Below are 25,153 nucleotides of genomic sequence, written 5' to 3'. Positions count from 1 at the left end.
CCGGGCCGTACAACTCACGCGCACCACCGAGCGCGTCTGCGGTCGCATCGACCAAGCCCTGCAAGGACATGCCCGGCAGTATCACCCACCACCCACACCACCGACCACCACCAGAACCAAAATCGCTACTCGACGTGCGGGACGATTCGGTTGTCGAACGCCACGAAAGTGCACGCCGGCGTCGGCTTAGGGTCATAGACCGTGCGCCAGCACGTCTGACACGTGTACGACCTGTGCGGGCCCAGTCCTACCCCGGCGCACGTGGAGCATTGCTGCGTCCCCACGAGAACCTGGCGAGGGCCGCGCAGCGGATGGCCGGCGGGGCAGAATTCCGGCGGGCCAGGCTCTGCGTAGCCCTTGGGCGTCGGTCTCAGCCGCCGCACCATCGCCCGATCATACGTTCAAAGGTTCTCGGCGTGCCTCTAGCGCACGTGCTACGAGGGCCCGGGTGACGCTGCAAGCGTGGGGCGCCGCTCAACGATGGTGTTGTATCGACCCCATCGCCGCTCAACGCCCGGTCAGCTTCGACCAGCGCTTGGGGGTGGCCCACCCTCAAGCTAGGCTTCGTCACCCGCCCATTGCTGAGGCGCTCCGCAGTTGGCGCCGCTAAAACTGTTGATGCACAACATCACTGAGCGCAGCAGACTTTAGGCCTGCGACGGAGCTACTGCAGTTTTCCGCGGAAAACTGCCTCTTCCGCCGGGCAGTTTTCCGCGGAAAACCAGGCGGACCCGCGACGCCTCTACTGCTTGACGAGCTTACGGAGCTGTGTCGCGAGAGTTCGCGCGCCGGCATCCCCAAGTTGACCGTGCAATGCAATTGCGAGCGCGCTTGGGTCGACGTCAAACCGCTTAAGTGCCCGACTCACCGACCGGGAGTGGGTCTGCGGCGCTCCGGGTCGGTCACCTTGCCCTCGTGACTCCTTCTCCCCTGCTGCGCCGTCCTGGCTCACCTGGTCAGTTTCAGTTTCAGCATTCGTGTCGGATTGCGCTCGATCCCAAGACGCCCGCTGCTCTTCCCAGGGGATTCGCGCAAGATCACGCGCATCGCGGATCGGAAGTTCGCCGCGCCGAGTAGCTTCCTGAAGCTCGGGCGCCAGCTTGAGGAGTGCACGACGTTGGGACACCCAGGTTTTGCTCTTGTGTAGGTGGTCAGCCGCCGCGTCAGCACTGCCATACTCCCCCACCAGGCTCTCGACTGCACGAGCTTCTTCGATCACGTCGAAGCCTGACCTGTCGACGTTCTCGGCGATCACAGCGGTGAGAAGAGTTGCTCTGTCGGCAGCGAGTTCGTCCTTGATCACGATATCGAGCTCGGGCCGGCCGAACTGGTGCGCCGCTGCCAACCGCCGGTTGCCGAGAATCACAACCCAGCGCGCGTCGATCGGCGTATCGGGATACAACGCTTGATAGGCGCGTTTCGTGACAACTACGACTGGTTGCAGCTGATGCTCGACAATCGAAGCCAGCTCATCAAGGTTGCCGAGGGAGTCGCGCGGATTGTGGGGATTGCCGACAAGCTCGCGCAGCGGCACTGACCGCGACTGGCCGGCTCGGGGAATGATGGACGCGACTGATGCCCCGTCAACCGACGATTTGTCGCCGATAGTTTCGGCTAGCGCCGCGAAGCTCTTGACACCTCCGCGGCTCATCAGTGAACCTCCGCTGCCATCAACTCGTCGGCGAGGCTGTAGTAATCCGACGCCGCGTTGGCTGCTTTCCCCGTCTTCTTGTACTGCGTGACGACCACTCCGTCGTTGGATGCATTCGTGTGGATTTTGTAGTGCCGGATCACGGTTTCAGCCAGGGGCCAACCGCGACCTCTAACAAACTCTTGGGTCTCGTTGAGCCAGTAGCTGCCATCGCGACTGTCGTGGTTGTTGATGAAGACGCGGTAGGGGAGCCCGCGCGGCTCCAAGATCTTGCGGATGGTTCGTGCGGTGGGGTCAAAGCACAGAGGCTCCGTCAGAATCGGAACCAGCACTTCGTCGGAAACGTCGAGCACGGTGCGTAGGGCATCTGCGGAGTGCCCAGAGCCAAGGCCGTCTCCGGAACCGTCGGGGTCCAAATCGAACCAGCCCGCGGTGTCGACATACACCTCGTCGATGCTTGGCAGGTTGTTCAACAGCGCCAGATGCTCAAGTGGATCGTCGTGGGCCTGGATCAGATAGAAGGGGAGTTCGCTGACTTGGCTCGCCCACCATGCGGCGGAACCCTGCGGGTCGATCGACACGGCGGCAACTCGAGGATCGGCATCGTCCGGCGAATCCTTGCCTAGGCGCTCAGCGCGAACTGCAGCGAGGTTGACGGCTGCGGTGCTCTTGCCGACGCCACCTTTTTGGTTAAGTAACGTGATGACTCTGGACATTGCGTTAGCCCCTTGAGGTATACGAAATGCGCGAATGCGGCGCGCGAGAACGGTCGCCTGTAAGGCTACGTCCGCACGGTTGAATTGCCCTGGCGACACGCGCAACAGTCAAACAACTCCGCTAGTTTTCCGCGGAAAACCGAGCAGTGTCAGCTACCCCGCGGCTTACTCAAACCTGTCCGTGATCGCGTTCAGTAGTATGCCCCAAGCGGCTGTGACCAGCGCGTTCGCGTCAGTTTTCCGCGGAAAACTGCAATGTCGACCGGGTTCTCCGCGGAAAACTGGCTTTGTGGGAGTTGCCATCGGCGTACTCAATCGAGGGTCGATACGCCGCAGCTTGGAGGCAAGTCGGTCGAGCGTCCACGGACCGCGATGGGGGAGGGCCGCCGGTACCAGACACACCCCGTTCGACCCCAGCGGCCGCGGCTGTCGATCCTCGCTGCCGCCACGGCTCCATCGGGACTCCATGCAGCTCCCGCGTGCGCGGCCCGGCGCAGGCCGCCCCGATAAGTCCGCCGCCGGTGAGGCTCGAGGCTCGGCGATAGCGCATCGCAGCCCAGCGACAATCATCCGTGGGCAACTGCCGCCGGGTTGGTCCGATGGCTCGACGGGCCCTTGCGCTCTGGTAGCCAGTCGCTTGGAGGCTCCACGCCCGGCATCTACGCGTCCGGCCGGGGGCTGCGGTGCTGTCGGTGGGTCGGGGGAGGGCGCAGCGCAAAAGCGTGATCGAAGGGTGTGGCGCGAGCTCATTTGCGCTGGCCCGCCATGGTGGACCGCCTACGCTCTTTAGGCCGCTGCGCTCAGAACGGCGCGCTCAAGGTTGCCCGGCGGCGTCCCTCGGGTCGGCCGCTACGCCCGGGGTTTGACGTCCGCGGCGGTGACGTCCGCGGCCAGCGCTTGATGTAGCAGCTCGATTGCAGCGTCCCAGATTGGATGCGGGTTTCTGCGGTAGTAGACGCGGCCCATGCCGTCTTGTCGCGTGATGAGGCCAGCCTCAGCGAGGTCCTTCAACGGGGTTTGCAGTGCGCTCTGCGCAGGAAAGTTCAGCTCGGCGGCTAAGTCGCTGGGGTTGACTAGGCCGTCACCCTGGGCAATGGCGGCCATCGTCGCCAGCCGGTGTTTCTGCCCAAAGACAACCGAGGAGAGCTTCTGCACTCCCGCCGATTGCGCATAGGACACGCCTGACATGCTATTACAGGAATCGTGTTACACGGTTCGTGTTACTGATATCCTGTTACACAGATCCCGTAATGGCTGGTCAAGAGCTTAGAGCAGCCTTCCCAACGAGCTGATCGGAGCGGTTTGGTGGCGGACATCAGTGCGAGCGAAGACACGGCTGGTCGACGGCGCAACTGGCGCCACCGGGAGACCCGTGCTTCATCCAAACTCGTGGCCAAGCGTGTCAGCGAGGAAGATCATTCAGCATTGACTCGGTACGCCGAGTCCCGTGGGGTCAAGGTTGCCGAGCTGCTGGCGCCGGCGGTGGAGGACCTCATCGCCCGAGCGCATGCGTTCTGTGAGCAGGACGATGCGCTGCCGCGCCCGTTGAAGGTGTCCTAGAGCCTCGACTGATCCCTGCAGGCCTCAGCTGTCGACTGAGGTCGTCCAAGCGCGTGCAGGCTCTGCCCGGCGATCTGGCCCGAATGTGCCCGTAGTCGTGGACAGCGCGAAAGTCGGTCGGGAATGCTGCGCTGTGACGGCCCAGCAACGAAGGCGGACATTTGATGACGGCATTGCTTAGTGACGCCGCGCGCGGCTCGCTACAGGAGGATGAACCCCGTCCTGACCGCACCAACGGTCTTGCAGACGGCACCAGACCCTTAGCGCTCAACGAGGAGCAATCAGCCTTATCTGCCAGTGCGAGGCACTCCCATCAAGCGTCGAAGCTATCGCTCGTTCGTATAACCCGCGCCGCGGCGGTCGGAATCACCGTCCTAGTTGCAGTTTTCAGCTTCGCGCTTTCATTTTCATCGCTCGCTAATCTCGCGGCTCGCACGGTGTGGCCGGACAAGTTCGCGTGGCTGTGGCCGGTCATCATTGACGGGACGATCGTGCTTGCGACGATGGCGCTGGTGACGTTTTCTGCCTACCCGGAACAGCGCGGACCCCGCCGGTACTTTTGGGCGCTACTAACGGTGGGCGCAGCAGTCAGCGTGGCGGGGAATGCCGTACACGCAATGCTGCCCAACGGCCGGCTGCCCGAGCAGCCATTGGGATCGTTGGGTGCCGCGGCGGTCGCCTGCGTTCCGCCATTGGCGCTGGTACTCGTGACGCACGGGCTTTCCATTTTGTGGCGATTCACGCCCTACGAGCAGCCCGACGAGACTGCCCAACGACAGGAAGACGCCCTAGCCCTAGCGGCTGACCGCCTTGAACGATGGGAAGCCGTGGCCGCAGCAATTCACGAACGCGGGCAGATAACCTCCTATCCCACAGCCAAGATCGCGGCCGCCCTCCGGCTTCTCCACGACACTCAACCGCCCCTTGCGCTGCGTCAGATCGGTCAGCGGCTCGACCTGCGGCACGACACGGTGGCAAGAATCCGAGACGCCGCGAAAAGTGTGCTCGCCGAGAGCACCCTACGACCGGGGGCTGCTCGGTCCCCGATTTCGGGTGACGTTTCCGAGCGGTCGTCAGTAGACCAGGAACGATGAGTGGCCCGTCGCCTAAGTGTGCTGCTCCTCATGCAGCTGCCGCCCAAGCGGTTCAGAAGCCGGCGCCCTTGCGAACTGATACCCGGAGGCCCCGCCGGCCTTCTTCAACCACGATGCGGTCCATGATTCTGCGCGCAGATGATCCGGGAGCTGGCCGGCCTGCCACTGACGCTCCTCGTACACGTCGTCCACACTCTGGTCCGGCGATCGTGCAGCGATAGCGCGGAGTGCGTAATAGGCCCCATATGGGTGTTGCGGCACGTGGGCAGTGGGGCAGTGGCGACTGCCTGGCCCGCCACGCGAGCAGCCGCGATAGCAGCTGGATCAATGATCTCTTTGGCGGCCGAATGGGCATCCAGCGACGCCTTACGGATCACAGCGACGCCTTACGGATCACAGCCACGCTGATCTGACCAGTGCTTACCCACACACGCCCAGTCTCGATTGCCCGCCGGGGACGCAGGTCGATGGGATCAACCGCCTCGAAGGTCGGCAACACGCGCTCGGCGCAATCAAGTGCCCATGTCGCCATTGCACGCTGATCGTCACGCGAGTACTTCTAACTCACCACCTCTCATCCGGGGACAAAGACCGCCCACAACCTTCAGTCTGGCGTGTCACGGACCTCATCAGACAGCACACCTAATCGGCGAAATGCCTTTAACTGAAACTGTTGTTCGGTTCGGCCGTCGCTTAACGACGTCGCCGGTCCCGGCTCCGCCCCAACAATCTTGGGGGAGCCAGCCGCCGAAGATTCATCATCGGCCCCGCCGCCGGGTTATTGCCGCCAATACTGCGGCGACCTCAGCGCGTCCCGGGCCATGCAGTGCTTCCCGTCCGACTTCCCTTCCACGGGCGTGCTCCTGGCGCTCAGCTTCGCGCTGGATAGCCCGTTCCGCGCGCTGAGCGGCCTCAGCAGCAGCGGCGGCTTCCGCGTACGCCATAGGCCGCACCGACAGCTCGTTATGCGCCGTGTACGCCGCCAAGATGGCTCCGATCAGCCCGATCGGCCGAGGGGGAGCGTCAGAAATCCGGTGGCCACCGATCAGCCATTCCGACACAGCCGCGTTCAGGTCCTCGGCGGTCCATCCGGCACGGGCCGGCGCGGCCAGAACCGCTGCCCAGGCGCCGGTACCGTACTTGCGTGACCACGGTGGAGCCTTCGGATGCTCGCGCCACGTTCGCGCCAAGCGCTGCCCGTTTCTGTCGATGTTTCGGCGGCGCGTAGCGACGCCTTGCCGGGCGCCTCTGGCGCCCGCGTGGGTAGTAACCAGTCTCCTTAAAGGTGAGATAGCTGTCTTAAGTGGGGACCGTTCCAGGTGGGGTGTCAGTATGTGGATAACCCGGGTGACCTGCTGGTTGTCGTGCAACGCCCAGACTGAGGCCCACCCGCGGGATCGATCACCCATCCGCCAGGACGCCATCCGCTCCACGAACGTCCGCTGGCGGCCGCGGACCACCTCGGTGGCCACGTCGAGCAGACGTAAGCACTCCCGCGCCCGCTGAACAGTACGTTCCGAGAACCCCGTCCGCGTCGCGAGCGTCGCCACACTCGGCCGGCAGTTTCGTCCGGTGCTGCGGTCAGCGAAGCGCGCCATTTCCGCGGCGATGGTTACCACGGCTCGCTTGGAGACCGGCGCCGTCATCTGTTCCCGGATCTGTGGGTACCGCTGGTCGTAGGCGCACGCCACGGTGACCTGTGCCCAACGTGTAGGGCCTCCGCTCCAGCACGCGACGCCGGCATGGGCGTCCGACCCGAGTTCGAGGTTGACGAACTGGGCGGGAGAGGGCAGATCGCGCCCGGCCATACGGCGACCACGACGGATAGCCAAGACGTCCGCCACCGGAGTGGTTCGGATCGTGCCGCGGCGACGCACGGCGGTGCTGCAGCCGCGATATGCACGGGGCGAATTGTCCACATTCGGGGTGGACATATGGAGAAACGCGGTGCGCAAGTCTGGACCAGTGCCAACGCATGCGCTACCGTGAGACCTGTCTTCCACGACAGTTCCCTTCGGGGAATGTGGCGTTCGCGCCCGACCCGCCCTCCGGTTGCAGCCGGGGGGCAAAGTCGTTTTATCGGCGCTTTCGCCTATTCAGATGTGGGAAGTTGGCAGTGGTTCCTCATGGCACCACTGGCGTCGTCACATCGCCAAGGGCAAACCCTCCTGAATCGCTGATAGGGGTAGGGCACCCCCACCGAGGATCTCGGCGATGGCACGAGCGTTGTACACCGAGCGGGGGAGTCCAGCGTCCTGTGCTCGCGCGACGAGCTCGCCAGCGACGGCTGGGTGGACTCGTACTGTGCAATGTCTCGTAGCGGTGCTGGGCCGTGTCAGTGCGCGGACGTCGGTCCCGACGCGGAGCGTCAGGATCAGCTGGTGGTGTCGAATAAGGTCAGGACGGTCGACGTGCCATGCCAGGAGGTCGGCCAGAAATGGTGACCGGTCGAGACATGCACGCGTCTGGTCCACCAGGCGTTCCAGGCTCGGCCAGAAGGTGGCAGTGACGACCACTCGCGGACCGAGATGCGGGCGGCCGCGGGGTGTAGCCGCCTGTTGCGCAGTCAATTGCGTTGCTCCTCTCACGGTCGTTTCGCGCTTGTCGCTGGTCCCTGACGGCGTCGATCTTGTGACCTCTGCGGCTCCTGATGCGAGTGGTACTTGACGAAGTTTCGCACGCAAGTGGCGGATTAACCGCCGAGACACGCTGGTCACCACCAGATCGTGGCAAGGTTCGAGCAGAGCTGATCCTTACGCACCCTCTTTCAGAAAAGCCACCGACACGCCGAACATTGGAGATCAGATCGTGATCTTGGGGGTGTCGGCACCGAGATTTACAACGAATGTGCCAAGGGTGGTGGACCGCCACCGCCTGCAAATCTATGGTCCGACGCATGAACTCCTTTGTGGCGCATCTGCTGGCCGCAGTGCTCGCCGACGCAGCCGATCAGCTGTCCGGCACACCGCCCAGTGCGCAGATCTCGGTGGCAGACAGAACCGTCTCGTGCTGCGGAGGCGCTGAGGCAGGGGGCCGCTAATGGCCACCGCGGCCGAAGTCGTGGCGGCAGTTGACCACATCATGCGGTTCAAGCCTGACTGGCGCGGAACCCTCAACGACTCCGACTTCGCCGCGCTCAACGAGATGTACCAGCGGGCCAAACATCACCCGGAGGAATGGCTGAGCAACCGCGATCTGCCCACCACGATCGACGACAAGTATCTGGGTGCGCTGCGGCTGGACAATCCCACCCTCTTCGATGGGGGGAAGCTGGTCGACCCGCTCGGCGCGCCCCCGGCGACAGTGCCGGCCAGTGTCGACGCCCCGCCTGCCGCGCCTGGCCAGGCCCCCCCAGCGCCTGCCGACGACGGCTTTTCCGGTCGTGCGGCTGAGGCTTCTCAGCGTGTCGATGACGCGTTGGCCAAGAACACGACCGCCCTGGCCGAGGCCGACGAGGAACTTGTCGATGCGGTTCTGGGTGCCAAGACCGGATCCGATGAGGGCAAGGCGCAGCTGCAGGCGCTGCAAGCGGCACTGGTGGACCAAATCCACAAGCTGGGACCGACTTTGGACACTCCGGCCGGTCAACAGCAGCTCAACGACTTTCTGCAGAGTAAGACTCAGGAAATCCTGGGCATCGTCAAGTCCTCCGGCATGGACGCCGAATCCAAGGCCGAAGTGCTCGATGCGCTTTCGCAGCGCTATGACGCGGTGAAGGACTCGGCTGGTTCCGGTACCGGCTCCACGGACCCGGCCACGACCGGGGGCAACGGCCAAAGCGGTAGCGGCACAGGTGGTTCCGCGGGAGGCACTCCGGCACCGGCCGACACTGGCACCGGGGCTGGCGACCCCCTGGCCAGTGACCCTCTGCTGGATGGGTTGGCCTCTGATCCGCTGATGGCAGGCCTTGGTGGGTTGGCCGGACCGGCGATGGGTGCGCTGTCTGGGCTTCCGGGCGCGATGGGCTCGATGATGCCGGGAATGGGCGGCTTTGGCGGCGGAGGTGGCCTGGGCGATTTGGGCGGGGCGATTGGCGGCGCGATCAAGGAAGCTGCGTCCGCGCGACCGCCTGAGGACGACCCTGCCGAGGCGCTCAAGGATGATCCGCTGGCGGCCACGCCGGATGGTTCTGAGCGGGACAACCCTGAGGATGAAAAGTCCGACGAAGCCGCTGCCGACGACGCCAAGACAGATGACCCGGCGACCGAGCCCGCGGCGGCAAAGCCTGCTGACGGCGCACAGCCTCAGCCGGTAGCCGCTGAAACCGGTCAGGTTCCTCCTGCCCAGCCTGGGCCCGACGTTTCGGTGAAGCTGCCGGACGGATCGACCGTTACCGCAGAGAGCCCGCAGCTGGCCCACGCCGGCCGCCTGGTCCTCGAAGGCGCCAGCCTCGACGACGCGGCCGGACAGGCCCACATCACGGTGCTGCCCCCCGGTGCACCGGTCAACGATCCGGTCTCGCCCAGCCAACTAAAAATGATGGACTACGCCCAGTTCACCGATCACCGCGTGATGGCCCTGGGCAATGGCAAGGTCTGGCTGAACGGACAGGTCACCCCTGTTGAGGAGATGCCCACCGGCCCGAATTTCCTGGGCTGGGCACGTCCGCAGATCCAGACAGCCCCTGCAGCTCCGGCAGCAACCGTGCTGGCGGGGGCCAACTGAGTGTCCGCACCTACAGACGAACGGGGTTAAATTATGAGTGTGGTTGTACAGGTCGATCCCTCTGAGCTGCGTCGTCGCGCAGAAGTGCACGCGCAGGCGATCGATCAGATCGTGGCCGCACGCGCCGACAACGAGCGGATGACGACTGAGGCGCAAACCTTGGGTCCGCTGTATCACCAGGTCAAAGCGTCGGTCAGCGAGGTTGCAGCCAAGCGCGACGCCGCGTTGGCCAGCGAGCAAGCTCGGCACGAGCAGATGCGTGACGCCCTGCTGGCCTCGGCAGCTGAGTACGAGCGAGTCGAGGCTGAGAACCGGGCGCGCGTGACCATCAGCCCGTCCGACACTTAAGGGGGGCTGGTGTTTGAGTCGGCGCAGCAGACAACGGTGGAAGTCTTCGAGGCAACCAGCCACGATGAGTCCATCATCGTCTCTGTCGACCGCCAGGGGGCGTCGGTCGGGGTACAGCTGGAGCCCGAGGCGATGGATCTCGCCGACGAGGAGCTCGCGGCGCGGATCATCCGCCTGAACACCCTGGCTTACCTGCGATCACAGTTGGCTTTGCGGTTGGAGATGGAAGGCAATCGCGTGGAGAACGTGGGCTCGTTTCTGCCCACCGAGGAACAGGTGGCCGCGTTCGCGATGACCATCGACTTTTAAGGGGAGACATGCCAAGCAGTGGGGGGCCACGCGTTGACGTCGACTTCGGCGGGATGGCCACGCTCGCCGCGACGATGACCTCGGCCGCCGGCAGTCTGGCCACGCTGGCCGCCGCGCCCCCCGTGCACGCCCCGCTGGCGCCAGACGAGGTGTCGACCACGGCGGCGGCGCGGCTCTCCGAGCATGGGGGAGTGCTGTCCAGTCGGGCATTGGATGGTGCGGCAGTTCTCACTGCCGCCGCCCAAGCCGTGGCCGCGGTGAGCATGGACATGGCTGAACGCGAAGCCGCCAACGCCGCATCACTGGCGTTGCGAGGCGCACCCGCAGCACCGGTAGGCGGACCGGCGACCCAGGCTGCAGTCAAGACCAACGCGGTAGCTCCTGACACCCCGATTTCCCCGATGGCCCCGCGACCCGGGGAGGTGACCGCTGGGCTGATCGAGGCGGGCAGCAGCAGCACCGGCACGACCTTTCACACTGCCTGCCAGGCCTACCAGGGCGCTTTTGAGGCGTGCGCCGTCGCTGCCCGAAACGCTGAGAGCGCCGTAGCGGCCGGCATCACCGGGCGAACCGGACCACAGCTGGCGGCCTCGCTGAACAAGTTCGCATCCTGGGCCGATCAGATGGCGTCCCACTCCGCCACGGTCGCCCAAGCCGCACAAGATCACGGTGGCCGCTTTGACCGCACCCAGCAAGAAACTCCGCGCACCCAGGCGTTCGCCGACACGCGGCAGTCCATGACCCGCGCGCAGATGCTGATGATGCAGACCGGCGGCCTGATGGGCGCTGACCAGTTCGTGCGGTACGGCAATCACCTGCAGCAGCTCGACACCACAGCCACCACGGCAGGGGTTTCCTACCACCTAGGAGAATTGCCCCAAGCTCCGCCGCCACCGCCGCCGGTCACCGACATCGTGAAGGACGGGTCCAGTACGCCGAGCGAAGGGTCCGGGCAACCAGGGGAACGTAAGCCCGGCGACAGCGAAGATCAGTCCGGCGCAGCTGCGTCGTCAGATACCGGCGCCGCGGCCAGCGAGACCGGGGGCAGCGACCCCTTGGCCGACCCACTGGCCGATCCTGCCGCCGATCCTCTGCTGGCCGGCGGCGAGGGCGCTTCGCCGATGGGCGGTGACCCGATGCAGCAGATGTTGCCGATGGCGGCAATGGTTCCTTCCATGCTCGCAGGCGCTCTCGGTGGCGCCATGGGGGCAGTGACCAGCGTCCCGCAGCAGCTGATGGGCGCCGCTCAGCAGGTCATGCAAGGTGCTGCGTCAAGCCTTCAGGAGGAGCCTGACCTCGGGCTCGACGACACTTCGCTCGATGACGCAGGACTGTCTGACTTCGGTGGTGGCCTCGGCAGCGGCGGTGGTGGCGGCGGTGGGGGCGGCATGGAGCCAGCCGGACTCGACACCTCTCTGCCTCCAGGCGGGGGCGCGCTGGCCGCTGCCTCAGCGCCCACCGGTGGGGCACCGTCGCTGCCGTCGAGCAGTGGGGCGGTCCCGCCCGGCTCACCCGCGCCCGCCGGTGCCGGTATGGGCGGGATGGGAATGATGCCGCCGATGATGGGCGGCATGGGTGCCGGTGGCGGCGCTGGTGGCGATCGGGCGAAACCGCCACCGGACAAGACCGTGGTCATCCCCTCCATTCCGAACGGGGAACCGGTCAAAGGTGAAGTTGAGCGCCGCCAAACTGTCAGCGTCGACAACGCCGCCGCAACCAAAGCGACACCTACTGATCAGGCTGCGCCAGGGCGGCCGCGCCGCCGCGTCACAATGCCACCCGATCCCGAAGGGGATGCGAAATGACCGCAGCACACGGATCCGCCGCGAGGCCGGCGACCACACCGACCAACGGTGCCCGCCCGGCTGCCTACAAATCGGACGCCGAGCTGGTCGCCCAAGCCGTCGCGCGCATCGAGCGTGTGCAGCAGACCCTGCGGGATCTCCGCAAGAAGTGGGCCAGCATCGACGTGCACATGGAAAGCGCTGATGGCGATGTCCAGCTGTCGGTCAATCACCATGGGCGGCTGGTGTCGTTGTCGCTGGCCCCGGGATGCACCACCCGCTACACCAACGAGGGACTCGAGCGGGTCATCAGCACGACGTTGCAGGCCGCGGTCGCCGACGCCTACGCCGAGCGGGAAGTCATCGAGCAGAACGCAGAAGAGGCAGCCCAGGAGGCAGCCCGGCTACTCAACAACCTTCAGCAATGACGGGCCTGCAGCGAGCTGGTTATGGCGGATCGGGCCGTGCTGGTAGCCACATGTCGTCTATCGGCGTTACGGTTGATGCATGAGTGAGGGCACGTCACCGCAGGTCGGACCCGCTGCCGCGGGCCCCGGCTCGCCGTGGGCACCCCCACGCGGACCAGAGCAGCCACCCATGGGCGAATTCCCGCCGCCGGGCACCCCGACCGGTGTGCTGCCTCCCCATGCGTCCCATGCCGCCCCTTACATGCCGCCACCGGCAACCCCGCCGCGTCAACGCACGTCGAAGTTGGTGTGGGGCCTCTCTGGTGGCGCAGTCGTTCTCGCGGTAGCGGCGGTCGTGATGGGCGCTCTTGCCTGGACGCGCCCCGACCCAGCGCCGGTCACCACAACAGTGACGCCCTCCGCACCTGTTTATAGCGCCGAGGAAGTCAGCGCTGCCCGCGACGAGGCGTGCGCGGCAGCCAAGTCGGTGGTTGCCGCGGTCTACGAGGCCTCCGTGCCCCTCGTAGCGGCGCTTCCCAACCGGGACAGCCCCGAATACAAAGCCGCACTCGCCAATGAGCAGGCGGTGGTCCTGGTGGAGATGGAGTACCTGCGCCTGCACATCCCGCCGGCCACGCCACGCGAAATTGCCGACCCGATGAGTGACTACATCGACGCAACGCTTGCCGTGCTCGCCGCCGATACCAGCGGCCAGGACCGCAACCTACCCGCACAGCAGGGCCAGACCGCGATGGACAAAGCCCACGCGGCCTGCCAGAAGTAGAAGGGACAACTTAATGCCTGCAGTTACCAAACCCTTCAACCTCAAGCCGGTCGAGGCTCACGCCGCGAACGCGTCGGCTCCTGCCTTGGTTGCCGAGACTGTGGCCCAAGCGCCGTCTGGTGCAGCGTCATCCGGCGCTGCCGCTGCCTGCGCGGCTCGGCCGATGTGGGCACCGCTGACAGAGACCATCGCCGAGGATGAAGCCATTCGCCAGGGCCTCAACGCTGGCGGTGGACGGCGGATCGCGGGCATCTATCGGCGCAAGGTTGAGTCCGTCACGTCGATGGAAACGATCGAGAACGAGAACCGGCAGTCGCTCACCCTCATCCCCAGCGGCGGGACCGTGGCGGTATGACCACTTACGCGACCCACCAGCACCCCCAACCCGGTGGTCCACCCGCACCTCCCCCCCAAAACGCGGGTGGGCCACCAGCTCAACTGACACCGCGACCACGCGGGGCCGGAATCGTCGCCGCCACAGGCGCATTCGTTATTGCTGGCGCTGCAGCCGTAGCGACTGCGGCGACCCTTGCGAGCCCGCTCACACCGGCGCAGCACACCATCAACGTCGTCCCGCCACCGCCGGCCGAATACAGCAGCTCCGAGATCGAGTCGGCCAAAGCGGCTACTTGCTCAGCGTGGGAACAAGCCGCGCGGACCCTCGCCACCTCGGCTAAAAGCCGGGCAGCACTTGCAGACTCGACCGGAGGGTCGAGTCCCGAGACGCGCGGCGCACGCACAAGTGAGAAGCTGGTCGGAACTTCGCAGATCGCATTCCTACGGGACGAAACGAGCACCGCCACGCCGCCCGACTTGCTTGCGCTAGTCAACGAGTGGACGGCAGCGCAGATTGACAGCTTCCATTATGCGAACATCCGCGACTGGGATGCGTCAAACGCGGCTCGCGATCGAGGGAATGACCTTGTGGATGTGATCGCGCCTGCGTGCGGGCTGCGCTAATGCCATCGACAGGGGGAGCGGCGGGATCATATGGCCCGCTGATCGTTACGCCGGACATGGTTCCGCCAGACGCTGCGCACTGGGACGCCCAGGAGCAGTCCTACAAGGCGGGAGCGACGGCGTGGGACGGTATCCACCAGCAGATCGTGCAAGATAATGCCGCATTCCGAGACGCTGCCGACTCCACGGGATTCGATAGCGCACATCAGGCCGGTGCAATGCTGGCTGAGGAAGCCAAGACCATCAGTGAGTGGCACGACGGTGTTGCGAAAAAATGCAACGGCATTGCCGTGGTACTCCGCGAAACTGCTGCAGGGCAAGACCAACTGGTCCGTGATGCGGACGCCGCCATCAACGCCGCCAAGCTCCCGGGGGAGCGCGAAACTCTAGTAACCGCGTACCACGCCCAGGCCCGAACCCAGACCGGTTGGGGCGTGGAAGCGGCAATGGCGCTACACACTTCTTTCATGGCCACAGCCGAAAACACCCGCGCTCTCGACCTTCTCACTCGCTACGGTGACATCGCGGCGAGCCCCGCCATTACCCCGGTCGACCACAACACATCACCTGGGATCACCCAAGAAGATGATCCGCTAAAGAACTCACACGACATAGGTTCCGAAGACAAGCCGACAGCCAGCCCGCCGACCGCGGCAGACGGTGCAACATCAACTCAACCTGGCGTTGAGCCCGGAACATCCACGGCAACGGGCGACGGTGGACTCACCGCGGCGGCCGGCCCGCCGGTGACACAGGCGACTCCCGGTGCGACGTCACCGCGCCAAGCGGCTACACCGCTTGGCGGTGGTGGCATGCCGTCGATGGGCGGCATGGGATCTGGTGGTGGTGGGCTCGGCTCGGGCGGTCTAGGTTCCGGCGGCGGTATGCCAAAGATGCCGGGCGGTCTTGGTTCCGGCGGCATGCCGGGAATGGGATCTAATCCGCTGAGTAGCGGCATGGGTCAGGTGCCCGGCGCGGGAAGCGGATTGCCAAGTGCTGGAGGCGTACCGGGCGCGAGCACCGGCGCTGGTTCACCGGCAGCGGCCTTCTCCCAAGGCTTGTCGACTGGGGCGGGCATCGGTGGTGGGATGCCGTCTGCTCCACCGGCTCCGCCGAGTCCCTCGCCGGCCTTGACCGGAGGGGGACACGCGGCACCGGTGGCACCGGTCTCGGCCGCTCCCGGCGGTGGCGTATCACCGGCCTCGGCTCAGCCGGGCATGGTCGCTCCCGCCGCTCCAGCTGCCGCCGCTCCGACCGGGGCAGGAATGGGTACTGGTGGGGGCGCCCCGATGATGCTGCCGCCTGGGTCGATGGGTCCACCGGCCGGCGCCGCGCCGCCGCCTCCGGCGACGGTCCCGGCGGGCACGCTCACCGCGGGCGGCAATGCCCCTTCGGCTTCGCCGCCGCCAGCAGGGGCTGGGGCCGGTGCGACGTTGATTCCGGCGAGTGTGGTGGCCGCGGGCCAGTCCGCTGCGGCGCGTGAGCGCCGGGAGTCGGCCGACGCGGCGGCGGCCAAGGAGTTGGCGTGGAAGTTGCAGCACGCTGCTCAGGCGGTCGGTTATCCGATCGAGTGGGCGGTGGGCGTATTCCGCTCTCCAAGCGGCACTGAAACTGTTGTCACGTCTAATGATGGGGCCAGCTACATTCCCGCTGGGGTCTACGTGCCCCGCTCGGCACGCGTCTTGGCGACGGATCCTCTGGTGGACGACCATTTTCGGCAGCTGTGGTTCGGTTGGGCTGACCCGGCGCGAGTGCTCATCGAGTACGCGCAGCTGCGCGCGGAAATGGGTTGGCGCCTGGTGGCGGCTGCGACGACGGGGCCGTTAACGGCGTTGCGCGATGCCGGTGTGGAGCATCCGCCGTCGTGTACGCGACAGACGAACCCACTGCTTCAACCAGGCCAGCAGACCGCCGCGCCCGGAATGGATGGGATGCACGAGCACCGCCTGGCGGCGCTGTGGCCCGATGTGTATCCGCGGCTGCTTCGGGTGATGGACGCTGACCCCCTGCTCCAGGACAGGATCGTGGCTGCGGCCAGCGCCCTGCTGATGAACACGGCCACCACCCAGGGCGTCGCGGTTGAAGGCGGGATCCCCAACGCGGTCCGTCAGATCTGGCTGACCCGCGGCGGAGATCGGGATCCAAGCCCACAGCAGTGGGCTGACTACGACGCGGCGGCCAAGGACTTCAATACCGTCACGTCGATTTTCCGGCCAGGTTTTGTTGGCCAGGCCGATCCGAGCGAGACGATTGAAGAACTCGCTCGCTATCGCGCGCACTGGATGGTGGCGCGCACCGCTGAGCTGATCGGCGGATGGGCTACACGCCCGCTGCCGCTTCCCGACATGTGCTACGCAGCTGCGGCCGCCGGTAACGTCCACATCCGCGATCTGATCGTTGAGTCACTGGCCAGCGTCGAAGAGGACCTCTTGCACGCTGGGTGAACCGGCCCAGCCCCCGTAGGCGTCGCCTTGACGCCAGCTCAGCAACCTCGCCGAAACTCGTTCGCAGTCAATTTGGCTGCGGTGGTGGCTGACTCGTTGTTTTGCACGGTACGGTTTTGGGGTGCCGATGAATCTGGCTTCCAAGACACAGGTGCGAGGTCATTACTTCCTGCGCCGGCGGCTGGGATTTGCATTTCAGCGCCGGTCGGTGCGTATGCAAACCGACCGTATGCGCACGCAGCGATTGATGCTGATGATCTCGGCGCTGCTCGCTGTCCTGGTGATGGTGGGGGCGCTCGTGGTGGGCTGGCTACGGCCCGCGGGCTTGGTGAACGACTCTAAAATCGTGGCCGACCGCAAACTCGGCACGGTCTTCGTGTCAGTGGACGGCCGGCTTCACCCGGCGCTGAATCTGGTGTCGGCATGGCTAATCGCCGGACAACCGGCCGAGCCGACGTTCGTCAGTCCCGACGACCTCGCCAAGTGGCCGCGGGGGCCGCTGGTCGGCATTGAAGGCGCTCCCACCGAGCCGCCCAAGGTGCTCACCCCTGAAGTATCGCGGTGGGCAGTGTGCGACACGGCGTCCGAGACGATGAGCGGGCGTCCGGTAATCACTGGGATTAACGGTGACCTTACGCTGGGCGACCGCGCCCGCGAGGTCGCCGCTGACACTGCGGTTCTGGGCATCTTCAACGAGCAGGCGTATGTCATCACCAATGGCGTGCGGATGCCGATCGACCTTTCCGACAGGGCAGTAGTGGAGCCTCTGGGCTTGGAGGAAGCCGGTGCCCCGGTTGTTCTCTCTCAGGCCATGGTCGACGCTTTGCCGGCCGGCCGTCCCCTGGTCGTCCCGGGCGTGCCGGGGGCGGGCCAGCCCAGCACGGTCAACCTGGGCACACCAACACCGCTAGTGAACGGCGCGGTCGTGGTGTCTCAGGACGTGGCCTCGGGTCAAGATCAGTTCTACGTCGTACTCGGCAATGGTGTGCAGCCGGTGTCGTCAGTGGTGGCGGCCATGCTGCGGCAGCGCGATTCATTCGGCGTCTCACAACCTCCCCGCATCTCCCCGGACGTCTTAGGCGATGTTCCCGTTAGGGACGTGCTCGACGTGACCGGGTATCCCGCAGAGCCACTCAAAGTCGTGGACTGGCGCGCCGACCCGGTGCTGTGCGTGGCGTGGGACCGCGGAGCCACGGATCGGCAAGCCCGCCAACGACTTCTGGTCGGCCGAGCATTGCCGGTGACGGCAGAGCAGGAAGTGCATCTGGTTCCTCTGGTCGTCAGCACTGCGGACCAAGGCACGCTGGCCGATCAGGTTCTGCTCGCCGACAATCCGGCAACGTGGGTCTCGACGACGGGTGCGAGCGCTGAGTCCGCTCGTCGGGAAACCCTTTGGCTGATCAGTGAATCCGGCGCGCGCTACGGCGTGCCGTTTGACGACGAAGCACTGCAGTCGCTGGGACTTAAGAATGTCGCACCGCGTTTGGCGCCGTGGCCACTACTTCGGGTGTGGCCCGCAGGCCCCGAGCTGTCGAAGCAGGCGGCCATGACGATGCACGACACGTTGGCCGGCTCCGCGGCCCCGATCACCGAACAAGGACGGTAGACCGCATGGCAACAGTGAAGCCCCGTCAAGGCTCGGTGAAGATCCCACCGACGATGGGCGGCCGCGAAACGGTGCCCGAACCGCTGGAGGCCCCTCGGCCAATTCCACGCAGCAAGGCCGCGATCATCCTGCCTGTTGTCATGGGTGTCGCGTTCCTCGGGATCATGGCACTGATGCTGTCTCAGCCCGGTCTGCGCAGCGGAACGATGGGCATGATGACCCTGTTGTTCCCCATCATGATGATCGTGTCGATGGGGTCCTACATGTTCTCCAATCGCGGTGGCGGCGGCGATAAGCAGCTGTCGGGGCCGCAGATGGAGCAGGCACTGCGCGACTATGCGATGACCCTCGATGAGACGCGGGACAAGGTACAAGATGCCGCCCGCGCCCAGCACGCGCAATTCGAATATCTCCATCCCGAGCCGGCACTACTGTCAGGCCTCGTAGGGTCGGCCCGGATGTGGTGCCGCACGCCCAATGATCAAGTGCTGAAGGTGTTTTACAGCCAGGTCAGGGTAGGTCTGGGTACCTCGAAGGTCGTCAAGGAGCTGGAAACCAACGAACTGGGCCGCCGCGAAGACTACGAACCGGTCACCTACGACGCCTCCTCGGCGTTCCTGCAGACCCAAAGCAAGCTACAGAACGCGCCGAAACCACTGCTGCTGCGCAACATTGCCGGTATGGCCCTCATCGGGCGTGACGGCATGGACGCGGTGTACGGGCTGGCCCGGGCGCTGATCTGCCAAGCCGCCGTAGCGCATTCACCGCGGGACTTCAAAATCATGATCGTCACCGACGACATCGCCCGCTGGGAGTGGTGCAAGTGGCTGCCGCACTGCGCGCACCCGACGCTGCGCGACCGCGGCGGTCCAACCCGGATGGTCTGGACAACCGGCGAGCAGATGGACGCGGCGGTCGGCACGGAGCTGCACGGCCGCGACGCCTTCCGCACGAACGCCACCACCACGCCGCACTGGCTGGTGATCGACGACCGCCGCCGCCGCGGCGATGACCGCCACTGGGAAACGCTGACCCGCGCAGGCGGTGTAGCCGGGGTGACCTTCCTGGCCTTGTCCGATGAGCCTGGTCGCGGGCTCGGCTTCGAAGAAGCCAATACGTTCTGGGTGTCGGAGTCCGAGGTAACGCACCGCGGTCAATGGTTCTGCCGCCCCGATTCGATGGACCTGGCCAGCGCCCGGGTGCTGGCACGCAAGATGGCCCGGTACCGCGTGGAGGGCGAACGCTCTCGCAGCCTGATCGACGACACCTCGGTCGACGCCGACCTCTACAAGGTCCTCGGCATTGACGACCCCGGCAACCTCGACGTGGAAAAGCTGTGGGCGCCCACGCTGCAAGGTCCTCCCTTTGAAGACAATGCCTGGGGCGCAAAGTGGTTGCAATTCCCGATCGGTGTCGATCCAACCGGGGCGCCAGTTCACATCGACTTCAAAGAGACCCACGAAGGTGGCATGGGCCACCACATGGTGATCGCCGGCACGACTGGCTCGGGTAAGTCGTCGTTCCTCACGACTCTGATCCTGTCGGCGGCGCTGACACATTCTCCGGAGACGCTGGTGTTCGCGTTCTTCGACTTCAAGGGCAAAACGACGGCCAACATGGTCGCTGGGCTGCCGAATGTCGTTGCCGCCATGGGCAACTTGAAGGACGACTCGTTGTGGATCGAGCGCATGGGCGACGTCATCAACGGCGAACTGGAGCGCCGCAAGTCGTTGCTCGACCGCGCAGGAATCAGCGAGGTCGCCGAATATGAGTACCGCCGAATCCACCTGGGCCAGCGGCTGGAGCCGCTGCCCGCGCTGATCATCGTCATCGACGAGTTCACCCAGATGTTCATCGAAGCGCCCGACTCGAAGAAGATCATCGACGAGATCGGCCGCCAGGGCCGCGCCTTGAACGTGAAGATGATCTTGGGCTCGCAGCGACTCGGGCATGAAATGCAGTCAGGCATCATGGCCAACATCCCGATCCGCGTAGGTCTTCGCACCCTGGACGCCGGCGAGTCGATGGCCATCATCGGCACCGACGAAGCCAAGCACCTTCCCGAGAAGCCTGCCGGTGCAGGCTTGTTGCGCGTGCAGGGCCGCGATCGGCTGGTGCGGTTCCAATCCGCGTTCGCGCGCAAGGTCTACCATCCGCCGCGCCGGGTGGCCGCCGAAGCGGTGCGCACCCAAGCCGGGTACATGGCCCCCGAGGTCTTTACCGCTGCGCCTATGGCCGCGATCGCGTCCGCGCCCAAGCTCTCTGCCGCTCCCGTTGAATCGACCGACACCGTGCTCGGCGCGGACGGGCAACCGATCCGCGAGCTTGAGGCCTCGATCAACTCGTTGCGTGAGCAGACCAGAGTGCCGGTCCACCAGATGTGGCTGCCGCCGCTGGAGCCGGTGCCCGTCGAAGATCTGGTGCGCCGCTTGCGGCGCAAGCCCTGGTATCAGGACTACGGACACACCCCGGGACTGTTGTTCCCGATTGGGATCGAAGACCGGCCTTTCCAGCACGCGCAACGCGTGTACGCACTGGACTTCTCCGCGGGCAACTGTGCGGTCATCGGCCAGCAGAGTTCTGGTAAGACCACCGCTTTGACGACGATGATCACGGGTGCGGCCATGATGTATCACCCGAAGCGGGTGCAGTTCGTGGTGGTGGCCATGGGCGGTCCAGGTCTCAACGAGGTCGAGGCGCTTCCGCACGTGAGCTCGTTCGCCCGGGCCGGTGACCGCGAGCGTGTGCAGCGCACGATCGCGGAAATGAAGCTTCTCGTGGAGGAGCGCGAAGAGGCGTTCAGCCGGCTCGGCTTGAGCATCGAAAGCTTCCGCGCGCGCAAGTTCGGTGGCGAGGCCGGCCCGGTACCCGATGACGCCTTCGGTGAGGTGTTCCTGGTCATCGATGGCTGGCAGCAGTTCCGGACCACGTTCGGCGAGGACATGATGGCCGACCTCGGCGTGATCATGGAACGCGGCAACAGCCTCGGGGTTCGCGCGATCATCGCCGCTGCAGGCTGGATCGCGGGCGGCTTCCCCTCCTGGATGTCCAACACGTTCACCCTCAACGTCGAATTGGCGCTGGGTAGCCAAGACGATCCGTCGAAGAACAACCGCGATGTCGCCAAGAAGGTGCCGTTCGGTAAGCGTGAACTGCTCGGTGATCCCAGTGACGAGACCGCTGAGACGCGAACCGAGACCATCAGCGGCCGAGGCACGTCGATGGCGGGCTATCACTTCCAGGCCGGGCTGCCCATCCTGTCCACACCGGAAGGAAGGACGATCGGCCCGCGGGAGGCCGCCGAGGTGATTACGAAGCTCACCGGTGTCGATCAGGTCGCACAGGTCCGCATGCTGCCGAGCACGGTCAGCCTCGATGAGGTCTTCGCCGCCCAGCGCGAGCCCAAGCGCGGAGTGGTGCCCTTCGGCATTTCCGAGGTGGGCCTGGTGGCGGCCGAAGCCGATTTCAACCGCAACCCCCACTTGCTCTTTATCGGCAACCCGGAGTGCGGCGTATCGAACTCCGTGGCCGCCGTCGCGCGGGCGATCATGCGGTCGTACCGACCCGAAGAAGCTCAGATCTATGTCATCGACCCGGGCAACTCGCTTGTCCGGGTGGTGCAAGGGCCGCACCTGGGCCGCTACATCGGCGAGGACGGTGTGGAGTCCGAGGGCTACACCTACTACGAGGACGATGTGCGGGCGATGACCCGCCATATCGACTCGCTCCTTGCCCCGCGCATGCCGCGCGGCCGCGCCGGACAGGAAGAACTTGCTCAGGCCACGCGCTCCTGGTCGGGACCGGAAATCTTCGTCCTCGTCGACGACGAACAGATCGTGGCGGGATGGAGCGCTGGGGCCAACATGTTCCGCGCGGACGGTAAGGGCCCGGCGACCGAGGGTCTGACCAAGTACATCGACCGCGCTCGCGAGGTCGGTCTACACCTGATCATCGGCCGGCGCTTCCCGTGGGGGCCGGCGATGTCCTCTCCGCTGGCGGGACGGCTCATCGCGCAAACCGCCCCCCTGATCGTCATGGATGGCCACCGCATGGAGGGCGAGCTGATCAGAGGCGTTCGTGCAGCCAGGCAGCCGGCGGGCCGAGGAATCTATGTGACCGACCGCCTGTCGGCCCCCGCGCAGATCGCGAAGGTGCTGCCCCTTGAGTGATCCGGGACATCGGCTCGGCGCAGCCGTCGACGCGGCAAGACTGGACTTGGGCTTGTCCAAGATGGACCTGGCCAAGATCGCCAGGGTGGGCCGTTCCACGATTACCGACCTGATCAACCGCGGCAAGATCCCCGGACGTGAAGTCACGCGAGGGCGGATAGAAGCCGCTCTCGGATGGACCCCGGGCAGCTTCGCCACGGTGCTGGACGGGGCGGAACCTACGTTGCGCAACGGTACCGAGTATCCGCTGAGCGGAACCACGAAGGTGCTGGTGGAGCAGCTAACGCAGATTGCCCAGGAGGCAAGGGCTGGGTCTGCGGCCGCGGACACGTTGAGCAAGCGACTGCAGGTCATCGGCGATATTGCGGAATCCGCAGCTCAGCTGGCCGCGCGCACGCGATAAATAAGTGTTCTGACCATGCGCAGGTAGCTGGGACAATGGGGGAGTGACGAAATGTCCGAGTGTAGAGCAGACAACCGGAGAATAAAGAAATTCTCTGCAGCGAATGTGGCTGCGCTGGTGGCAGCCACTGCCGAACCGCTCTACTCTCGGCTTATCAGGTACCTAGCGCCTTAGGGGAGGCTTATCGTGACCTTTTTTGTGGATCCAGTTGGCGTTGCTGCTCAATCCGTAGCTGAAGCGACCGGAACGGCGACCACCGCCGGCGTGCTCGCGGGCTCAGCACCGGCGATGACTGCCGTTGTCCCGATGGGAAGCGAGGAGGTCTCCGCCCTTCTGGCCACCGCGATCCAGACGCACAACGCGCAGTTCCTCGCCCAGACCGGCGTCAGCGTCGCGGACCGGGGAATGTTCGCTGGCGATGTCGGTGTCTCCGGTGTGATGTCGGTGGCAACCGAGGCCGTCAACCAGGCCTCGCTGCTCCTCTGAGCACATGCCCGCTCAATATTGGGGGCTTACACCCGAGACCAACGCCATCCGGCTGACTACCGGACCAGGCGCGGCGGCCATGACCTCGGTCGTGGCCGGCTACCAGGCCGCCGGGGTCACCCACATGCAGCAGGGCGCCCAGATGATGGCGACTGCGGCGACGACCGCTACCGGCAGCTGGTGGGGCAAAGGTGGCACCTCCATGATGGCCGCTGCTGTTCCGAAGTCGGAGTGGCAGATTGAGGCCGGCGCTCATGCGGAGAAGGCCAGCGGTCTGATCGGCGCTGCTGCTGGTGCCCATTCTGCGGCGGTCGCGGCGACCATTCCGTACCCGGTCGTCGTTGCCAACCGCATCCGCGAGGCAACGCTGCAAGCTACCAACATCATTGGCCAGAACACCCCCGCCATCGCCGAGGCTGACGTCGAGTACGGCGAGTACTGGGCGCAGAACGCGACCGCGATGACCGGCTACTCCAGCGCCGCGGCCAGCATCGTGTCCGGCCTCAGCGTCCCGCTTCGCCCACCGCTGGCCGCCGGAGGCAATCCGGCCGCGTTGGCTGCAGGGGCCGCCAGCATGGGCGCTCAAGGAGTCCAGACCGGTGTCCAAGCGTCCATGCAGGGACTCAGCGCCCCACTACAGGCCGCGGGTCAAGCCGTCTCGTCGGCGGCCCCGGCCGCACTGTCGGCGGCCACCAGCGCCGGCCAGTCAGGCGGCGAAGGCGATGTTGGCACTACCGGCACCCCGCAACTCGCTCAGCCAGGCGGAAGCGACCTGCTCGGCAGCAGCCAATCGATGATGGGCATGGCTAGCTCGCTGCCCTCCATGGCCCAGGGAATGACCCAGCCGCTGTCGCAGCTGGCCCAAGCGCCCATGCAGATGGGCAGCCAGCTCAGCAGCATGATGGGCGGCATGGGCGGCATGGGCGGCGGACCGTTCGGCGGACTATCGGCCAACGCTCCCGGCGCCAACCTCGCTGCGTCAATGAACGGCGTCAGCGGCGGCTTCGGATCCGGCGGTGGCCCGGTGACGGCCGCGCTCACCAAACCCGCCGGCGCCAGCATGGGCAGTGGCCCGATCGGGATGCCCTCGGCGTGGTGGGGCCCAGCCTCGGCCGCAGACGGGTCGAGCGCGCCCGGCCAGAACAAGCCCTCGGCGGCCGCACGCGCAGGCATGCCGGGCATGGCTACGGGCCCGATGGGCTCCGGCATGCCCGGAATGATGCCGATGGGCGCCGCCCAGGCCGGGCAGCGCCGCGATCAAGGCGCGAGCCGCAGCGAGGACGACACCTCCCTATCGGTGGTCCTCGACGACGCGGACGCTATCCCCATCCTGACCGCCAATGGCGTGGTCTACACAGACGGGGGAGGGTGATCGCTCGGCGGCAACCGGCGCAACACATGACAACCAACCAGCACACACATCCCATACGGGAACCGAAAGGAAGTGGACATGTTCCAGACTGACTCAACCAAGCTGCGCAACTCGGCCAGCCAGCTCGACGAGATCAAGAACCAGACGCTCAACGCCCTGGGCCGCTACATGACGATGAACCAGGACCTCGGCGGGAGCGCCTTCGTCGGCATCGCCTCCGTGGCCTCGATGAAGACCACCGAGGAAGTGGCCACCACCGGCCGCAACGTCTCGGCCCGGTTCGATCAGGTGATCCAGGCCATGCAGACCGGCGCCAACGAGTACGACCGCGTGGAGGCCGAGAACCAGGCCAAGCTGTCCAGCGTCGCCACCCAGGCGTAACCCACCTACCGACA

Annotated in this window: 22 protein-coding genes and 1 pseudogene; 17 read left to right on the top strand and 6 right to left on the bottom strand. The window is 65.7% G+C overall.

The window, feature by feature from the left end; genetic code table 11:
• Positions 1-742: 742 nt before the first annotated feature.
• The 3 genes from ACXMYJ_RS16410 to ACXMYJ_RS16400 form a co-directional block, all read right to left on the bottom strand.
• Positions 743-1,651: a ParB/RepB/Spo0J family partition protein gene (locus ACXMYJ_RS16410; RefSeq protein ID WP_460357679.1), complete on the bottom strand. Its 909-nt coding sequence runs from the start codon at positions 1,649-1,651 to the stop codon at positions 743-745.
• A complete protein-coding gene (locus ACXMYJ_RS16405; protein WP_094295066.1) occupies positions 1,651-2,367 on the bottom strand; it encodes a ParA family protein in 717 nt (238 codons plus the stop codon). Before ACXMYJ_RS16405 ends, ACXMYJ_RS16410 begins: the two co-directional genes overlap by 1 nt.
• Before the next feature lie 849 nt (positions 2,368-3,216).
• Positions 3,217-3,555, bottom strand: a complete 339-nt coding sequence (locus tag ACXMYJ_RS16400; protein WP_238382151.1) for a helix-turn-helix domain-containing protein — start codon at positions 3,553-3,555, stop codon at positions 3,217-3,219.
• A gap of 237 nt (positions 3,556-3,792) precedes the next feature.
• On the opposite strand from ACXMYJ_RS16400, the gene ACXMYJ_RS16395 reads away from it, so the two are divergent.
• Together ACXMYJ_RS16395 and ACXMYJ_RS16390 are read left to right on the top strand one after the other, a co-directional pair.
• Positions 3,793-3,927 (top strand): hypothetical protein, encoded by a 135-nt coding sequence (locus ACXMYJ_RS16395; RefSeq protein ID WP_419125611.1) that lies wholly within the window; start codon positions 3,793-3,795, stop codon positions 3,925-3,927.
• Between the two features lie 164 nt (positions 3,928-4,091).
• The gene (locus tag ACXMYJ_RS16390; RefSeq protein WP_460357675.1) at positions 4,092-5,021 is read left to right on the top strand and encodes a DUF2637 domain-containing protein; all 930 of its coding nucleotides are present in this window, start codon (positions 4,092-4,094) and stop codon (positions 5,019-5,021) included.
• Between the two features lie 104 nt (positions 5,022-5,125).
• Here the strand turns inward: ACXMYJ_RS16390 and ACXMYJ_RS16385 are convergent, their stop codons facing one another.
• The 3 genes and pseudogenes from ACXMYJ_RS16385 to ACXMYJ_RS16375 all read right to left on the bottom strand — a co-directional run bounded on the left by ACXMYJ_RS16385 (position 5,126) and on the right by ACXMYJ_RS16375 (position 6,619).
• Positions 5,126-5,398 carry a putative immunity protein gene (locus ACXMYJ_RS16385; RefSeq protein ID WP_460357672.1) on the bottom strand — a complete coding sequence of 91 codons (273 nt, stop codon included), beginning with the start codon at positions 5,396-5,398 and terminating at the stop codon, positions 5,126-5,128.
• Positions 5,395-5,565: pseudogene (locus tag ACXMYJ_RS16380) on the bottom strand (putative immunity protein); the annotation flags it as partial. The gene ACXMYJ_RS16385 and the pseudogene ACXMYJ_RS16380, both read right to left, overlap by 4 nt.
• Positions 5,566-5,779: 214 nt before the next feature.
• Positions 5,780-6,619, bottom strand: a complete 840-nt coding sequence (locus ACXMYJ_RS16375; protein ID WP_460357687.1) for a helix-turn-helix domain-containing protein — start codon at positions 6,617-6,619, stop codon at positions 5,780-5,782.
• 1,298 nt (positions 6,620-7,917) lie between these two features.
• Here ACXMYJ_RS16375 and ACXMYJ_RS16370 point away from each other — a divergent pair.
• From ACXMYJ_RS16370 to ACXMYJ_RS16300, 15 genes are all read left to right on the top strand, one after another.
• Positions 7,918-8,061 carry a hypothetical protein gene (locus tag ACXMYJ_RS16370; RefSeq protein ID WP_173012292.1) on the top strand — a complete coding sequence of 48 codons (144 nt, stop codon included), beginning with the start codon at positions 7,918-7,920 and terminating at the stop codon, positions 8,059-8,061.
• The gene (locus tag ACXMYJ_RS16365) at positions 8,061-9,686 is read left to right on the top strand and encodes a DUF4226 domain-containing protein (protein ID WP_460357668.1); all 1,626 of its coding nucleotides are present in this window, start codon (positions 8,061-8,063) and stop codon (positions 9,684-9,686) included. The genes ACXMYJ_RS16370 and ACXMYJ_RS16365 overlap by 1 nt, the downstream gene beginning before the upstream one ends.
• A gap of 33 nt (positions 9,687-9,719) precedes the next feature.
• Entirely contained in the window at positions 9,720-10,034 is a 315-nt protein-coding gene (locus ACXMYJ_RS16360) for a type VII secretion target (protein ID WP_094295061.1), read from the top strand.
• 9 nt (positions 10,035-10,043) lie between these two features.
• Complete coding sequence (locus tag ACXMYJ_RS16355; RefSeq protein WP_460357664.1) at positions 10,044-10,343, top strand: DUF2694 domain-containing protein; 300 nt, start codon at positions 10,044-10,046, stop codon at positions 10,341-10,343.
• A gap of 8 nt (positions 10,344-10,351) precedes the next feature.
• Positions 10,352-12,148, top strand: a complete 1,797-nt coding sequence (locus ACXMYJ_RS16350; protein WP_460357662.1) for a hypothetical protein — start codon at positions 10,352-10,354, stop codon at positions 12,146-12,148.
• Positions 12,145-12,555: a YbaB/EbfC family nucleoid-associated protein gene (locus ACXMYJ_RS16345; protein ID WP_460357659.1), complete on the top strand. Its 411-nt coding sequence runs from the start codon at positions 12,145-12,147 to the stop codon at positions 12,553-12,555. The genes ACXMYJ_RS16350 and ACXMYJ_RS16345 overlap by 4 nt, the downstream gene beginning before the upstream one ends.
• A gap of 79 nt (positions 12,556-12,634) precedes the next feature.
• The gene (locus tag ACXMYJ_RS16340; RefSeq protein ID WP_460357657.1) at positions 12,635-13,318 is read left to right on the top strand and encodes a hypothetical protein; all 684 of its coding nucleotides are present in this window, start codon (positions 12,635-12,637) and stop codon (positions 13,316-13,318) included.
• Between the two features lie 163 nt (positions 13,319-13,481).
• Positions 13,482-13,673 (top strand): hypothetical protein, encoded by a 192-nt coding sequence (locus ACXMYJ_RS16335; protein ID WP_460357654.1) that lies wholly within the window; start codon positions 13,482-13,484, stop codon positions 13,671-13,673.
• 2,056 nt (positions 13,674-15,729) lie between these two features.
• Positions 15,730-16,722: a hypothetical protein gene (locus tag ACXMYJ_RS16330; RefSeq protein WP_460357652.1), complete on the top strand. Its 993-nt coding sequence runs from the start codon at positions 15,730-15,732 to the stop codon at positions 16,720-16,722.
• 127 nt (positions 16,723-16,849) lie between these two features.
• Entirely contained in the window at positions 16,850-18,328 is a 1,479-nt protein-coding gene (gene eccB / locus ACXMYJ_RS16325) for a type VII secretion protein EccB (RefSeq protein WP_460357684.1), read from the top strand.
• A gap of 5 nt (positions 18,329-18,333) precedes the next feature.
• Entirely contained in the window at positions 18,334-22,497 is a 4,164-nt protein-coding gene (eccCa, locus tag ACXMYJ_RS16320) for a type VII secretion protein EccCa (RefSeq protein WP_460357649.1), read from the top strand.
• The gene (locus ACXMYJ_RS16315) at positions 22,490-22,900 is read left to right on the top strand and encodes a helix-turn-helix domain-containing protein (protein WP_241479848.1); all 411 of its coding nucleotides are present in this window, start codon (positions 22,490-22,492) and stop codon (positions 22,898-22,900) included. Before eccCa ends, ACXMYJ_RS16315 begins: the two co-directional genes overlap by 8 nt.
• Positions 22,901-23,086: 186 nt before the next feature.
• A complete protein-coding gene (locus ACXMYJ_RS16310; RefSeq protein ID WP_094295050.1) occupies positions 23,087-23,386 on the top strand; it encodes a PE domain-containing protein in 300 nt (99 codons plus the stop codon).
• A 4-nt stretch (positions 23,387-23,390) separates the two neighbouring features.
• Positions 23,391-24,758, top strand: coding sequence for a PPE domain-containing protein (locus ACXMYJ_RS16305; protein WP_460357646.1), 1,368 nt, complete (start codon positions 23,391-23,393; stop codon positions 24,756-24,758).
• A 78-nt stretch (positions 24,759-24,836) separates the two neighbouring features.
• Positions 24,837-25,139, top strand: coding sequence for a hypothetical protein (locus ACXMYJ_RS16300; RefSeq protein ID WP_094295095.1), 303 nt, complete (start codon positions 24,837-24,839; stop codon positions 25,137-25,139).
• Positions 25,140-25,153 lie beyond the last annotated feature (14 nt).

The sequence above is a fragment of the Mycobacterium sp. ZZG genome, assembly GCF_054786995.1.
The sequence above is the reverse complement of the archived record's forward strand: the minus strand, read 5'-3'. Positions and strand labels throughout refer to the sequence as shown.

Bases quoted from the DNA above. Each gene is read 5' to 3' on its own strand.
- ACXMYJ_RS16390 (WP_460357675.1), top strand. From the start codon at position 4,092: ATGACGGCATTGCTTAGTGACGCCGCGCGCGGCTCGCTACAGGAGGAT.
- ACXMYJ_RS16375 (WP_460357687.1), bottom strand. From the start codon at position 6,619: ATGGCGCGCTTCGCTGACCGCAGCACCGGACGAAACTGCCGGCCGAGT.
- eccCa (WP_460357649.1), top strand. From the start codon at position 18,334: ATGGCAACAGTGAAGCCCCGTCAAGGCTCGGTGAAGATCCCACCGACG.
- ACXMYJ_RS16340 (WP_460357657.1), top strand. From the start codon at position 12,635: ATGAGTGAGGGCACGTCACCGCAGGTCGGACCCGCTGCCGCGGGCCCC.
- ACXMYJ_RS16300 (WP_094295095.1), top strand. From the start codon at position 24,837: ATGTTCCAGACTGACTCAACCAAGCTGCGCAACTCGGCCAGCCAGCTC.
- ACXMYJ_RS16360 (WP_094295061.1), top strand. From the start codon at position 9,720: ATGAGTGTGGTTGTACAGGTCGATCCCTCTGAGCTGCGTCGTCGCGCA.
- ACXMYJ_RS16345 (WP_460357659.1), top strand. From the start codon at position 12,145: ATGACCGCAGCACACGGATCCGCCGCGAGGCCGGCGACCACACCGACC.
- ACXMYJ_RS16335 (WP_460357654.1), top strand. From the start codon at position 13,482: ATGTGGGCACCGCTGACAGAGACCATCGCCGAGGATGAAGCCATTCGC.
- ACXMYJ_RS16370 (WP_173012292.1), top strand. From the start codon at position 7,918: ATGAACTCCTTTGTGGCGCATCTGCTGGCCGCAGTGCTCGCCGACGCA.
- ACXMYJ_RS16405 (WP_094295066.1), bottom strand. From the start codon at position 2,367: ATGTCCAGAGTCATCACGTTACTTAACCAAAAAGGTGGCGTCGGCAAG.
- ACXMYJ_RS16305 (WP_460357646.1), top strand. From the start codon at position 23,391: ATGCCCGCTCAATATTGGGGGCTTACACCCGAGACCAACGCCATCCGG.
- ACXMYJ_RS16365 (WP_460357668.1), top strand. From the start codon at position 8,061: ATGGCCACCGCGGCCGAAGTCGTGGCGGCAGTTGACCACATCATGCGG.
- ACXMYJ_RS16400 (WP_238382151.1), bottom strand. From the start codon at position 3,555: ATGTCAGGCGTGTCCTATGCGCAATCGGCGGGAGTGCAGAAGCTCTCC.
- eccB (WP_460357684.1), top strand. From the start codon at position 16,850: ATGAATCTGGCTTCCAAGACACAGGTGCGAGGTCATTACTTCCTGCGC.
- ACXMYJ_RS16350 (WP_460357662.1), top strand. From the start codon at position 10,352: ATGCCAAGCAGTGGGGGGCCACGCGTTGACGTCGACTTCGGCGGGATG.
- ACXMYJ_RS16410 (WP_460357679.1), bottom strand. From the start codon at position 1,651: ATGAGCCGCGGAGGTGTCAAGAGCTTCGCGGCGCTAGCCGAAACTATC.